This window comes from Micromonospora sp. CA-248260 (genome assembly GCF_050942205.1).
Lineage (GTDB): Bacteria > Actinomycetota > Actinomycetes > Mycobacteriales > Micromonosporaceae > Micromonospora > Micromonospora antibiotica.
Genome location: NZ_CP192021.1, coordinates 2,203,879 through 2,217,499 on the forward strand (window position 1 = coordinate 2,203,879; position 13,621 = coordinate 2,217,499).

Genomic DNA, 13,621 nt, shown 5'->3' on the forward strand with positions numbered 1-13,621 from the left:
CGGAATACTACTTGCCGTTGGCGAATGCCTCGTACGCCCGGATCACCTCGTCGGTGGGCCCGTCCATCCGGATCAGCCCCGACTCCAACCAGATCGTCCGTTCACAGGTGTCCCGTACCGAGGAGAGCTGGTGGCTGACCAGGAAGACCGTGCCGGCCCCCTCGCGTAGTTCCCGGACCCGCTGCTCGCTGCGCTTACGGAAGCCCTTGTCGCCGGTGGCGAGCGCCTCGTCGATCAGCAGCACGTCGTGCTTCTTGGCGGCGGCGATGGAGAACCGCAGCCGGGCCGCCATGCCCGAGGAGTACGTCCGCATCGGCAGGCTGGCGAAGTCGCCCCGCTGGTTGATCCCGGAGAACTCGATGATCTCCGGCGTCATCCGGGCCACGTCGTCGGGCTGCATCCCCATCGCCAGGCAGCCCAACGTGACGTTGCGCTCACCCGACAGGTCGTTGAGCAGGGCGGCGTTCACCCCCAGCAGGGACGGCTGGCCCTGGGTGTAGACCGCGCCCCGGTTGACCGGGAGCAACCCGGCGATGGTGCGCAGCAGGGTCGACTTGCCGGAGCCGTTGCTGCCGATCAATCCGATCGCCTCACCCCGGTACGCGGTGAAGGACACCCCCTTGACCGCGTGCACCTCCTGGATGTTGGGCGCGGAGGAGCGCTTGACCAGCCGGCGCAGCGCGGCCACCGGTGTGCTCCCGCCCCCGGCGCCCTTGTGTACCCGGTAGATCACGTGTGCGTCGTCCACCACCACGGTGGGGATCCGCTCGACGACCCGGGGCAGGGTCACGGTGACGTCGTTGGACGTCTCGTACCGGTCATCCACGGCCGTACTCCTGTTCGCCGCGCCAGAAGTAGACGTACCCGGCGATCCCGCCCAGAATCGCCCAGCCGGCCGCCACCAGCCAGAGCTGGGTCAGCGACTCGTTGAGCAGTGGCGCCTGCTCCAGCAGGGCGTACCGGGCCAGCTCGATGTAGACCAGGATCGGGTTGAACTGGATGAGCGTCGAGGCCCACTCCGGCAGCCGGTCGAACAGCTTGACGTTGTAGAGCACCCCGGAGCCGTACATCCAGGTGCGCAGGATGAACGGCATGACCTGCTTGAGGTCGCTGGCCTTGGAACCCATCCGGGCGACCACCATCACGACCCCGGCGTTGAAGGCCGCCTGGAGCAGCAGTGCCGGCGGCAGCATCAGCCAGGCCAGGGTGAGCGGCTCGCCGGTCACCAGCACGATGCCGACCAGCACGATCATCGAGGCCAGCAGCTGCTGGAACTGGGTCAACGTGGCGGCCAGCGGCAGGCAGGCCCGGGGGAAGTGCAGCGCCCGGATCAGCCCCAGGTTGCCGCTGATCGACTGGGTGCCGGCCAGCACGGCGCTCTGGGTGAAGTTGAAGATGAACAACCCGGTGGTCAGGTACGCGATGAAGTTCGGGATGGTGTTCTGCCCGAGCACCACGCCGAAGATCAGGTAGTAGACGGCGGCGTTGGTCAGCGGGGTGAGCACCTGCCAGATCTGGCCCAGCTTGGCGTTGCTGTACGAAGCGACCAGTTTGGCGTTGGCGTACGCGGCGGTGAAGTGCCGGTAGGCCCACAGTCTGCGGCTGTACTCGGTCAGAGAGGGGCGCTCACCGGCGACCCGTAGTCCGTGCCGAGCGGCCAGCTGCGCCTGGGTCAGGCCCGTTTCGGGGTCGACCAGCGCGGTGGTGGCCATGGGAAGGGCGCTCCGATCTTTCGTACCAACGGGATGCGCGCGACGATGGGAACTGTGGGTCGGCGCGGTGCCGGGGCAGCCTCGTCGCTGCGTGGACGGTAGTCCATAACACGTCGGGACGCAACCGTACCGTCGTTGCGCTACATTGGCCCACGTGACAGGTGCGAAGAGTCCCCGATGACCAGCGACAAGAGGCGTGCGCCGGCCGGTGCCGCAGTGCTGAGAGGCGACATCACCAGGGCCATCCGCCGCGCGTTGATGCAGGAACTCGCCGCCGTCGGATACGGGCGGCTCTCCATCGAGGCGGTGGCCCGCCGGGCCGGCGTCAGCAAGACCGCGATCTACCGGCGGTGGAGCTCGAAGCTCGACCTGGTGATCGAGACCGTGGTCGCCGCCGCCGGCAGCAAACTGCCGGCGCTGGACACCGGCAGCCTGCGCGGCGACCTGACGCTGCTGTTCCAGGTGGTCGCCCACGCGCTGAGCCACCCGCTGGCCTCGCAGATCATCCCCGACCTGCTCGCCGAGGCGGCCCGCAACCCGACCATCGACGAGACCCTGCAGCAGTTGCTGCGGGCCAAGCAGCAGGAGATCGGCGGCCGGCTGATCGGCCTGGCGGTGGAGCGCGGCGAGCTGCCCGCCGACACCGACGCCGACGCGGCGGTCGACCTGATCGTCGGGCCGCTGTACTGGCGACTGGCCATCGCCCGTACCCCGCTGACCCCGACCTACCTGGACCTGCTGGTGGAGTCGGTGGCCATCGGGCTCACCGCGAACGGCACCGTGCCCCGGCCGCGGGCGGCCCCGGTGTCCGGTTGACCCGGCATCCACCCCACCCGGCCAACTCCGGGACACCGCCACGCCGCCCACCGGCCATCGACGGACGATGGTTGCGGTTACCCTGCTTTCCGGACCGGAGCCGGGCGACCGTCCGCCGCCCGCCGGCCGTACGACTCTCGCGTACCGTGCCCGTACGACGACAAGGACGATCCGTGCCGAACGCCGACCCCGTTGCCGTCGCGCCTCCGCCCGTCGCACCACCCCCCGCCGCACGGCCGCGGCCCGCGCACCGGTTGCGGTCGGCGCTCGCCGCCGCCCCGGCCGTCGTCACCGACGCGGCCGTGCTGGGCTTCGCGCTGTGGACGGTGCTCTACCACGCGTCCTTCCTGTTCGGGCTGCGCCCGTCGGTGACGTTCCTGATCTGGCTGGTCGGCTGCGCCCTGATCACCGCCCTGGTGGCGGTGCGTGCCCTGCGCCGGGCCCGGGTCCCCGCCCCGGCGGGTGCGGCTTCCGACGCCGCCGGAGCGCCGACGGCTACCGAAGCCGTCCCGGCGGGCGGCACGGGCCAGCCGCGCCGCTGGCTGCTGCCCGTGGTCGCCGCCGGGGTGGTCGCCGCCGTCACCGCCGGCCTCGCCGGCACCCCGGCCGGCGACGTGCTCTCCTGGTGGGTCCCGGCCGCCGCCGGCGCGGTCGCGGGCGTCGGTGCCATGCTGCTCACCCGGCGGGCGTGGCGGGCTGACGACGCGGCGCCGCCCGCGTCACCGGTCCCCACCGCCCTCCAGTCCGGGTACGCGCTGCTGATCTCGGTCGGGGTGGCGATCTCCTCGCTCTACCTGGCCCGCAACACCCCGGACGACGTCTACTACGTCGGCAAGACCGTCTGGGTGGCCGACCGTGACCTGGTGCCCACCAACGACTTCCTGTTCACCGAGAACGTCGCCCCGGCGATGGGTTCGCTGCCACCGACCCCGTCGATCGAGGTGTTCGACGGCGCGCTCGCGCACGTGCTCGGCATCCACGGCGCGTCCGCCACCTGGTACCTGGCGCTGCCGGTGATGGCGGTGCTGGCCGTCCTGGCGTTGTGGCGGCTCACCCACCGGTGGGCCCCACGCCGGCCGGTGCTCGCGTTCAGCGTCGCGGTCACCTACCTCTACCTGGTGGCCGGCTCGGACGCCGCGCTCGGCACCTTCCACCTGCCCCGCCTCTACGAGGGCAAGGGGATGTTCGTCTCGGCGGTCATCCCGCTGATGTGGCTCTACCTCACCGAGTGGTTCGACACCCGGTCGCGCCGCTCGCTGCTGCTCGTCTTCGCCCTCTCCGTCACCGCGGCCGGCCTCACCACCACCTCGGCGATCATCCTGCCGATGCTGGTCGGCGCGGCCGGGCTGGCGATGCTGCTGGTCGGCCGCTGGAAGGACGCGGTGGTCGGCGGGCTGGCCGCCGTGGCGTACCCGGTGGGGGCGATCGTGGTGTCCCGGCTGGTGCTGGGCGGTATGGACGCGGCCGGCGCGGACGACGCCTTCTTCGACGCCGAGTACACCTACCGGCGGACGCTGCTGGTCGGGATCGTCGGCGTGATCAGTGGCCTGGCGCTGTGGTGCGGGCCGCTGCTGGCCCGTCGGCGCACCCCGGCCCTGCTGGCCGCCGGTGCCGCCCTGGTGATGAGCGTGCTGCTGGTGCCCGGCGTGCTGGAGACGCTCGGCGCGCTGACCGGCATCTCCGTGGTGCTCTGGCGGGTGCCGTGGCTGCTCGCCCTGCCGACCCTGATCGGCCTGCTCTGCACGGTGCGCGTCCCGTCGCCGTCGCGGCTGCTGCGCGGTGCGGTCGGCGGGCTGGTCGCCGCCGCGATGGTCACCTCGTTCGCCGTCTGGGCCACCCCGATGTGGTCGAAGGACAGTTGGGTCGAGACGCACACCCGCCCCACCTGGAAGCTGCCCCAGCAGCGGCAGGAGATCGCCTTCTGGATCTCCCGGCAGGACCGGCCGGCCGGGTTGCTCCTCGCCCCGTCGACGATCATGCGGACCTCACTGATCGTCACCAGCCGGGTCCGGGTCGTCCTGCCCCGCGACTTCTACCTGGTGGAGTACGACCTCAACTCCGACTTCGCCAAGGACCGGCTGTTGCTGGCGCACTTCGCCGACGGGCGGGAAAAACCCGCCCGGGACCAGGTCGACGCCGCCGTCGACCGGCTCGGGGTGGGCACCATCTGCGTCTACAACGGCAACCGGTACGCCCGGGACATGGCCGTCGAGCTGGGCTTCAAGGAGTTCGCGACCCGACCGGGACCGGGCGCGACGACCTGCTACGGCCGGGCGGGCTGAGCGGCGGACGTCAGGTGTCGCCCGAGGGGTATCGTCGCGTCTGACCGAAATGGACCTGGATACCCGAGCGACACCGGGACGCCCTCTCGCGTTAAAGTCGCAATCACCCGCAGACCGGCACGTTCGGTCGCGGTGCTGCGGTCACGCCCGTCGCACGACGAGGCCGTCGACCGCCGGGCCCCGCCCGTCAACGACCTCGTAGGGAGCGTCCTCCTTTGTTCGGCACGTTACTGGAACGCACCGGCACCGCCGCCCGAGGCGCACTGCTGGTGCTGTTCTACCTGGTCATGCTCGTCGCGGGCGTCTTTGGATGGGTGGTCCTGTTCGCCGTGGCCGGGCTGGCCGCGGTGGTCGGTGAGTTCGCCGTCACCCGCTGGTCGCCGCCCTCGGACACGCTGCTGGAAAAGGTCGGTCTCAACCGGGGCTACCGGCAACTGAGCCGGGACCTGGCGTCCGTGCTCCTGGTCGCCGCCACGGTCCCGCTCACCGGGGTCGAGCTGACCTGGCTGCTGGTGCTCCCGGCGGCGGTCTGGGTGATCGCCGTCTTCGCGGGTGCCCTGAACACGATGATCGACCGGCGCAACCCCGTCTCCGCCCTGGTCCGCAACATCGAGCTGGGGCCGATCCGCTCGGCGCCCCGCCCGCCGGACTGGATCGCCAACCTGGCCGGTGTGCCGCTCGCGGTGCTCAACGTGCTGCTGATCCCGGCCGCCGTGGTCGCCGCGGTCCGTGTCGACGCCACCCCCGTGCTGGCGGTCGCCGCGGTGGCCGCCGGGCTCGCCGCGCTGATCGGCGCGGTGGTCGCGGTGACCTGGCTGCGCGGTCGGGGCACCGGCAAGAGTCCGGTGCTGCCGGTGTTGCAGCGCTGGCTCGACAACCACCGGCCCGAGGTCGCGCTCTACTTCGCCGGCCCGGCCAAGGACGTCTACCAGGCCAACATGTGGCTGGCCCCGACCGAGGCGCTGCACCAGCGGGCGGTCGTGCTGATGCGCAGCAAGGAAGCGTTCTGCGAGCTGGCCGACACCCGGCTACCGGTGATCTGCGTGCCCACCGGGCCCGACTTCATGAACCTCGAACTGGGCACCGTCCGGGCCGCCCTCTACGCGGCGAACGTCGGCGCCAACATCCACATGTTGCGCGAGCCGGGCATGAAGCACGTCTTCGTCGGTCACGGCGACAGCGACAAGCAGGCCAGCGTCAACCCCTACAGCAAGGTGTACGACGAGGTGTGGGTCGCCGGCCTGGCCGGCCGGGAGCGGTACGCGCGGGCCGCGGTCGGCGTCCGGGACGACGACATCGTGGAGATCGGCCGGCCGCAGCTCGCCGGGGTGCACACCTTCGGCTCGACGGCCCCCGACCGGCCGTTCACCGTCCTCTACGCCCCCACCTGGGAGGGCTGGCTCGACGACGACCCCTACCACACCTCGCTGGTGCTGATGGGGGAGCGGATCGTCCGGGGGGTGCTCGCCTCGCCGCAGGTGCGCCTGGTCTACAAGCCGCACCCGCTGACCGGTTCCCGGTCCAAGGAGGCCAAGGCGGTGCACGAGCGCCTGGTGTCGCTGATCCGGGCCGCCGGTGGTGACCCGGACGCCGGTTCGCTGGACGGCCCCGGGCACCGGGTGGTCACCGGCCGGGTCCCCGCGCTGTTCGACTGCTTCAACCAGACCGACCTGCTGGTCAGTGACATCTCCAGCGTGGTCTCCGACTTCGTGCAGAGCCAGCGGCCGTACGTGGTGGCCAACCCGAGCGGGCTGCCGGAGGACGAGTTCCGGCGCGAGTTCCCCACCTCCCGGGGGGCGTACCTGCTCTCCCGCGACTGCGGTGAGCTGCCGAAGATCCTGGCGCTGACCCGGGCCGGCGACGACCCGATGACCGACGCCCGGCGGGAACTGAAGACCTACCTGCTCGGCCCGGCCGAGGCCAACCCGATGGACCGGTTCCAGGAGGAGATCGGCCGGCTCTGCCGCTGACCGGACGGGGTACGGGGCCCGGGGCGAACACCCGTCCCGGGCCCGGTCCCGTTCGCTGGCCGGCCCGGCACCGGCCGACCCGTGTTCCCCGTGGTTTCCGGCGGGCCGGTGCTTCTGCCACCATTCGCTCGTCATCCGTACGACGAATGGGGGTCACCGGTGCGCATCCTGCTGGTCGAGGACGACCGACGGGTGGCCGCCGCCCTCGCGTCGGCGCTGACCCGCCGCGGCTACGAGGTGGAGCACGCGGCCACCGTCGCTGCCGCGCTCTCGGCCGCCCCCTGTGACCTGGTGCTGCTCGACCTCACCCTGCCCGACGGGGACGGCACCGAGGTGTGCCGGGAGTTGCGGCGGCGCAGCAGCCAGCTCGGCATCATCGCGGTGACCGCTCGCGGTGAGGAACGGGACCGGGTGCTCGGGTTGCGGCTCGGTGCCGACGACTACGTGGTGAAGCCGTTCTCCATGGTGGAGTTGCAGGCCCGGATCGAGGCGGTGCTGCGGCGGGCGGCCCACGCCGCGCCGGCGCGGGACCTGATCGAGGTCGGGTCGGTCCGTATCGACGTCGCCGCCCGGACGGTCGCCGTCGACGGTCGGCAGGTGGCGTTGACCCGCAAGGAGTTCGACATTCTGCTCTCGCTGGCCCGCCAGCCCGGGACGGCGGTGTCCCGGGACCGGATCCTGCTCGACGTCTGGGGCACCACCTGGGCCGACCGGCACACCGTCGAGGTGCACGTCGGTTCGCTGCGGGGCAAGCTCGGCGACCCCCGGCTGGTGGAGACCGTACGCGGGGTCGGCTACCGGCTCCGGGGCGAGTGAGGGGCAGCCGGTGCGGCGTCGACTGGTGATCAGCTACCTGCTGCTGATGGTGCTGGTGCTCCTGGCGTTGGAGACGCCCCTCGCGGCGACGCTGGCGTCCCGGGAGACCGACCGGGTCCGGGCCGACCGGCTCGCGGACGCGACCCGGTTCGCCTCGCTGGCCGGGCCGGCGCTGCGGGGCGGCGGCGCCGGGCCGTTGACCGGCGAACTCGTCAGCTACGACCAGCTGTACGGCATCGGAGCCGCGGTCGTCGACCGGGACGGCCGGGCGCTGGTGGTGTCGACGAGTTGGCGTACGGGCCGGGACACCCGGGCGGCGCTGGACAGCGCGTTGGCCGGGCAGCAGTTCAACGGGCCGGACTCGGTCTGGCCGTGGGTGGACGGCCCGCTGGTGGTGGCGGTGCCGATCAACGACGGTGGTGAGGTGCTCGGCGCGGTGGTCACCAGCACCCCGGTGGCGAAGGTCCGGCGCACGGTCACCGCCTGGTGGCTGCTACTCGCCGGGATCGGCCTGCTTGCCGTGCTGGCCTGTGTCTCCACCGCGTTCGGGCTGGCCGGTTGGGTGTTGCGCCCGGTGACCGAGCTGGACGCGGTGACCCACGAGATCGCCGAGGGGGACCGGGGCGCCCGGGTGCAGGACCGGTGGGGGCCGCCCGAGCTGCGCCGGTTGGCAGCCAGCTTCAACCACATGGCGGTGGTGGTGTCCGACGTGATGGACCGGCAACGGGCCTTCGTCGCGCACGCCAGCCACCAGCTGCGCAACCCGCTGACCGCGCTGCGGCTGCGGGTCGAGGAGCTGGGGCCCAGCGTCACCGACCAGGCCGGCCAGGTCGAGCACCGGTTGGCCCTGGAGGAGACCGACCGGTTGGCGCTGGTCCTCGACGGGCTGCTCACCCTGGCCCGCGCGGAGCGGGAGCAGAACGAACGGGTCACCGTGGACGCGGCGGCGGTGGCCGCGTCCCGGGTCGCCGCGTGGGAGCCGCTGGCCCGGCACCGGTCGGTCACCCTGCTCCTGGCGGCGTCCGGCCCGGCGTACGCGCGGACCGTGCCGACCGCCGTCGACCAGGCGCTGGACGCGCTGATCGACAACGCGATCAAGTTCAGCGGGGAGGGCGGCGAGGTGACGGTGGCGGTCCGGCACGTCGACGGGGGCACCGCGCTGGAGGTGCGCGACACCGGCCCGGGGATGACCTCGGAGCAGCTCCACCAGGCCACCGAGCGGTTCTGGCGGGCCCCGGACGCACAGAACATCGAGGGTGCCGGCCTCGGCCTGACCATCGTGGCGGTGCTGGTGGACGCCTCCGACGGTCGGCTCACCATGCATCCGGGTCAACCGCGCGGTCTGGTCGCCGAGCTGTGGTTCCCCGGCCCGTCCGACATCGCCCCCCCGTCGGACACCGGCTCCCCGTCCGACGCCGACTCCCCGCCGGACGCCGTCGTCCCCGCCCTGCCCGGCGGGGCGGGCTGAGTCAGGGTTTGGCGGACCGGTACCAGGCGGCTGCGCCCGGGTGCAGCGGTAGCGGGGTGGTGGCGATCGCCGAGCGGGGACTCATCCGGCCGGCTGCCGGGTGGGCGGCGGCCAGCTCCGACCGACGTTCCATCAGCAGCCGGGTCACCTCGCGCACCAGGGGCTCCGGCAGGTCCGCCCGGACGATCAGGTAGTTGGGGTTGGCGACCGTGGTGACCGGGTCCACCCCGTACACCGAGCGGGGGATGTCCCGGGAGACGTACACCTCCCGGTAGGCGCGACGTAGCGGCTCGGTCCACTCGCCCAGGTTCACCAGCCGGATCGAGGTGGCGTCGGCGAGCGCCTTCACCCCGCGTACCGGCAGGCCACCGGAGAAGAAGAAGGCGTCGATCCGGCCGGCCCGCAGCGCGGCCACCGAGTCGTCCAGCCCGAGGTGTTCCTGCCGGACCTGGTCGCCGCCGAGCCGGGCCACCTCCAAAAGCCGGGTCACCGTGACCTCGGTGCCGGACCCGGCCGCGCCCACCGAGACCCGCCGTCCGCGCAGGTCGGCGAGGTCGCGGATCGGTCCGCCGGCGGTGGTGACCAGGTGCAGCAGGTCGTCGTAGACGCGCGCCACCGCGAGCACCTTCGGTGGGCCGTTCGGGTGGGTGTCGAGCACGTCGGCCTGGGTGAAGCCCAGCTCGGCGGCACCGGAACCGACCAGCCGGACGTTCTCGGCGGAGGCGGCGGTGACCACCACGCCGGCCCGGACACCGGGCATCTCGCGGTTGAGGACGGTGGCCAGCGACTGGCCGAAGGCGTGGTAGACGGCGGTCGGGCTGCCGGTGGCGATCCGGATCCGGACCGGTTCGTCGGGGGAGTCCTGGCAGGCGACCAGCCCGCCGAGCACCACGACCAGCAGCATCAGCAGCGCTGTGCCGGCGGAGGCGGACCGCCGGCCGCGCCCGGTCCGGCGACGGCTCACGCGGTGCACTCTGCGCCGTCACCGCCCTCGGCGCAAGCTCAGACGGCCGGTGCCGGGCCTGACCGCCGGGTCAGCCCGCTGCGGGGTGGACGCCTCGACGTCCGCCGCGCTCAGGCCGGGGCGGGCTGCCGGGCGGGGGCCAACGCGGCCCGCTCCATGATCCGCAGCCGGTCCGGCCCGTCGGCGACGCTGACCACCAGGCAGCCGGTTCCCGGTCGCAGCAGCGCCGGCACCTCCAACTGGGCCGCCGACCGGACCAGCACGGCGGCCAGTTCCCGGTCGGCCAGCCGGATGCCGAGGATGTGCCGCCGGACGTGCCGGCCGCCGGCCAGCAACGCCGAGCGCCAGGCCGCCGAGGCGAGCCGGGTCCGCCAGGCGGCCCGGGGGGTGGACGAGCCGACGGCGGGGCCGAGCAGTTCCCGCCGTCCCTGCCGCCAGCCGGCCTCGCGTAACGCCGTGTACCCGGGCACCTGCGCCGTCGGCACGTGCAACCGGTGCAGCTCGTAGCGGCGACGCAGGCCACCGGTGGCCACCTCGTGCTCGACGGGGACGCCGAGCCGGACGAGCAGTTGCCGCATCCGCAGCGCGGCGTCCTCCCGGTTGAACTCCACCACCGCCCGTGGTGGGGGTGGTGTCGGGCGGTGCGTGGCGACGGCCGGCGTCGGCGTGCAGCGCACCAGGCAGGCCACCTCGAACGCGTCGGCCAGGGTCAACCAGTCCAGCGGTGGTGGGGACGCCGGGGGGCGCGGCCGGTCGAGCAGGCGGGGTTCGGAGGTCATCGGACCGCTCCTTCTCGACGGGGGTTCCCCTACGGTCGCCTGCCGGTCCGCCCGCCTCCAGCCATCGGCACCGGATTTGAGGAAATCTTGCGTTCCTAGAGTTCGGTCACCACCACGTCGACCTGACGGGGGCGGCCCGCCGTCACCGGCTGCTCCTCGACCGGGTACTTCAGGTCACGCAACGCGCCGATCAGGGCGGTCGCGGTGCGCGGCCGGGCCCCCGCAAGCAGCAGGTCGCGGACCAGCCGGCCCTTGGTGGCCTTGTTGAAGTGGCTCACCACCGTGCGTTCCCCCGGCCGGCGTTCGTGCAGCACCCGCACGGTGACCGTCCGGGCGGCCAGCTCCGCCGGCGGCGTCCAGGTCGCCGCATAGGCGGCGGACCGCAGGTCCAGCACCGGGCCGCCGCCGGCCGCCGCCGTCAGCACCGGCGACAACACCCGCCGCCAGTACGCCGACAGCGCCCCCACCCCCGGCAGCCGCGCCCCGATCGGGCACCGGTACGGCGGGATCCGGTCGGTGAGGCGTACCGCGCCCCACAGGCCCGAGCTGACCAGCACCGAACGGCGGGCCGCCCGCAGCGCCCCGGGCGGCAGGGTGGCCAGGCCGAGCGCCTCGTAGAGCACCCCGGTGTAGACCTGCCCGGCCGGTGCGGTGGCGGCCCGGTCCAGCCGGGCGTTGCGGGCCAGCTCGCCCCGCTGACCGGCGGTCAACCCCAGGGCGGCCAGGGCGGCGTCGGCGACACCGGGCCCGTCCGACCGGTCGGCGGCACCGAGGGCCATCAGCGCGGTCAGCACCTCCTCGCGGGCCGGGGTCAACTCGGGCAGGGAGAGCCGGGTCAGGTCGAGCCGACGACCGGTGCCGGCGTCGGCCTTGCCCTCGGAGGGCGGCAGCAGGATGAGCACCCGGAAAGCGTACGGGCCGAGGTCAGCGCCACGGCCGGACGGCACTCGCCGGGTGGTACACCCGGTATCCGGCGACCTCGACCAGCCGGGCGGGGTCGGCCCCGTCCCCGAGCAGCCCCCGCAGCCGGCGCTCCGCCGGGGAGTCCACCGGCAGCACGTACCCGGGTCGTTGCGCCCCCTCCACCCGCCGCCAGTACGGTCGGTAGCGGTTCTGCCCGGGGGTGAGTTGCCCGTCGAGCACCGCGCAGACCACCCGCTCACCGGTGTCGAAGGTCAACCGGTTGCAGGTCCAGTAGTCGCCGTAGACCTCCCGCAGGCCGGTCCGGCGCACCGCGTCGGCCAGCTCCCGGGCCCGCCGCTGGTCGGCCCGGGGCGCGTCCAGCGCCGTCAGGAACAGCCCGGTCGCCACCACGGCGGTGGTGGTCAACCCGGCCAGCACCGCCGTGGCGCTCGCCCCGACCAGCCGACCGACCACCCCGACGGTGCCCCGCCAGCAGGCCGCCGCCGCCAGCCACAGCGGCCACAGCACCGCCGGCAGGGAGATCTGCACCACCGCCAGGTAGCGGGCGTTGGCCAGCGGGTCGGTCGCGGCGGGCGGACTGCGGACGTACGACAGCAGGGTCAGGGCGGCACCGGCGATCAGGGCGAGTTGGGCGACGGGCCGGACCCGCACGGCGGTCGGCCGGCCCGTGGTCCGGCGGTAGCCGACCAGGGCGAGCCCGGCGGCGGCGACCAGCAGCACCGGGTAGAGCGCCCCGAACCACTCCTGCCGGCGGGCGCACCCGGTGACCGGGCAGAGGCCGGTGGCCAGCGGTACCCCGGTCAGCAGCCCACCGCGCACCCGGTCGACCAGCGGCGGCGTCGGCCCGGTGCCGGCGCTGAGCTGGCGCAGCACCGACCACGAGTCCGCGCCCGGCGGGGCGACCAGGTTGTCCCAGACCAGCGGGGCCACCCCGACCGCGAACCCGGCCACCAGCAGCAGCCCCGACCAGCCGAGCAACTCCCGGCGGGTGGCGTAGACCAGCAGCACCCCGGCGGCCGCCAGGTAGGGGGCGAGCAGCCAGTCGGACCAGAGCGCCGCCCCGGCGCACACCCCGGCCAACCCCACCGCCGCCCGTCGCCACCCGGGCCGCCGCCACCGGCCCCGTCGCCCCGCCAGCCCCACCGCGATCAGCAGGATCGCCAGCACCATCGGTTTACCCTCGGGCCGCCCGCCGACCACGGTGAGCTGGTCGCGGACCACCCGTTCGGTGCCGAGCGCCAGCAACCCGACGGTGAAGGTGGCGAACCACGGCCGGTAGAGCCGCCGGCTCAGCCGGTGCGACAACCAGAGGAAGAGCGCGTACAACGCGACGAGCGGCAGCCGTAGCACCGGCCAGGACGGTCCGGCCAGCGCCACCAGCGGGGCGGCCAGGTAGGATTCGATCATGCCCATGTAATGCTGCCCGTAGAGGAAGACCGGGTGTTCCCGGCCGGCGGCGATGTGCAGCGCGGCCAGCCCGAAGGTCGCCTCGTCGCTGTTCGCGGCGGGCACCGTCAGCAGGGTCAGGACCAGCCGGTAACCCACCCCGGCCACCCCGAGCAGCAGCGCGACCCGCGCCGGACGGTCCAGCCGTGCGCGGTCGGGCGGTACACGTGTCGACACGACCAACGCCCCCGTCGTCGTCCCGACCGGAGTGTGTCACGCCGGCCGGGCCTCCCGGGCCGGATCGGTCCAGCCGACCCGATGCCGGTCCGCGCCCGCCCAGCGCGCCCGACTCGTCTCCCGTCCGGTCCGTCTCCCGTCCGGCCCGACTCGTTTCCGCCCGGCCCGGGGCGTCGGACGTCTGGTGCGTGCGCCGCCGTCCACCTGGGCGCTCGACCCGCTGTGCTCCTGGTCGCTCGCCTGGCCGCTGCCGGACTCCTGTGGCAG

11 protein-coding genes are annotated in these 13,621 nt (G+C 73.6%); 5 read left to right on the forward strand and 6 right to left on the reverse strand.

Annotated elements, in window-relative coordinates:
• Positions 1–7: 7 nt before the first annotated feature.
• Positions 8–826 (reverse strand): ABC transporter ATP-binding protein, encoded by an 819-nt coding sequence (locus ACQP2H_RS09615; RefSeq protein ID WP_067303417.1) that lies wholly within the window; start codon positions 824–826, stop codon positions 8–10.
• Positions 819–1,712, reverse strand: coding sequence for an ABC transporter permease (locus ACQP2H_RS09620; protein ID WP_219469243.1), 894 nt, complete (start codon positions 1,710–1,712; stop codon positions 819–821). The genes ACQP2H_RS09615 and ACQP2H_RS09620 overlap by 8 nt, the downstream gene beginning before the upstream one ends.
• Positions 1,713–1,889: 177 nt before the next feature.
• Here ACQP2H_RS09620 and ACQP2H_RS09625 point away from each other — a divergent pair, with 177 nt between their 5' ends.
• From ACQP2H_RS09625 to ACQP2H_RS09645, 5 genes are all read left to right on the forward strand, one after another.
• Positions 1,890–2,528: a TetR/AcrR family transcriptional regulator gene (locus ACQP2H_RS09625; RefSeq protein ID WP_208569036.1), complete on the forward strand. Its 639-nt coding sequence runs from the start codon at positions 1,890–1,892 to the stop codon at positions 2,526–2,528.
• A gap of 173 nt (positions 2,529–2,701) precedes the next feature.
• Complete coding sequence (locus ACQP2H_RS09630; RefSeq protein WP_363821135.1) at positions 2,702–4,810, forward strand: DUF6077 domain-containing protein; 2,109 nt, start codon at positions 2,702–2,704, stop codon at positions 4,808–4,810.
• A 215-nt stretch (positions 4,811–5,025) separates the two neighbouring features.
• Positions 5,026–6,780 (forward strand): CDP-glycerol glycerophosphotransferase family protein, encoded by a 1,755-nt coding sequence (locus ACQP2H_RS09635; RefSeq protein WP_357536066.1) that lies wholly within the window; start codon positions 5,026–5,028, stop codon positions 6,778–6,780.
• Between the two features lie 159 nt (positions 6,781–6,939).
• On the forward strand, positions 6,940–7,596 hold the full coding sequence (locus ACQP2H_RS09640; RefSeq protein ID WP_208569033.1) for a response regulator transcription factor: 657 nt from the start codon (positions 6,940–6,942) through the stop codon (positions 7,594–7,596).
• 10 nt (positions 7,597–7,606) lie between these two features.
• Positions 7,607–9,064 (forward strand): sensor histidine kinase, encoded by a 1,458-nt coding sequence (locus tag ACQP2H_RS09645; protein ID WP_219469252.1) that lies wholly within the window; start codon positions 7,607–7,609, stop codon positions 9,062–9,064.
• A 1-nt stretch (position 9,065) separates the two neighbouring features.
• On the opposite strand, the gene ACQP2H_RS09650 is transcribed toward ACQP2H_RS09645, so the two are convergent.
• The 4 genes from ACQP2H_RS09650 to ACQP2H_RS09665 all read right to left on the reverse strand — a co-directional run bounded on the left by ACQP2H_RS09650 (position 9,066) and on the right by ACQP2H_RS09665 (position 13,360).
• Positions 9,066–9,968, reverse strand: coding sequence for a TAXI family TRAP transporter solute-binding subunit (locus ACQP2H_RS09650; protein WP_219470843.1), 903 nt, complete (start codon positions 9,966–9,968; stop codon positions 9,066–9,068).
• 170 nt (positions 9,969–10,138) lie between these two features.
• Positions 10,139–10,807, reverse strand: a complete 669-nt coding sequence (locus tag ACQP2H_RS09655) for a hypothetical protein (protein ID WP_219469255.1) — start codon at positions 10,805–10,807, stop codon at positions 10,139–10,141.
• A 95-nt stretch (positions 10,808–10,902) separates the two neighbouring features.
• Positions 10,903–11,709, reverse strand: coding sequence for a peroxide stress protein YaaA (yaaA, locus tag ACQP2H_RS09660; protein WP_357536063.1), 807 nt, complete (start codon positions 11,707–11,709; stop codon positions 10,903–10,905).
• A gap of 22 nt (positions 11,710–11,731) precedes the next feature.
• Positions 11,732–13,360 carry a hypothetical protein gene (locus tag ACQP2H_RS09665; RefSeq protein WP_433232201.1) on the reverse strand — a complete coding sequence of 543 codons (1,629 nt, stop codon included), beginning with the start codon at positions 13,358–13,360 and terminating at the stop codon, positions 11,732–11,734.
• Positions 13,361–13,621: the final 261 nt, after the last annotated feature.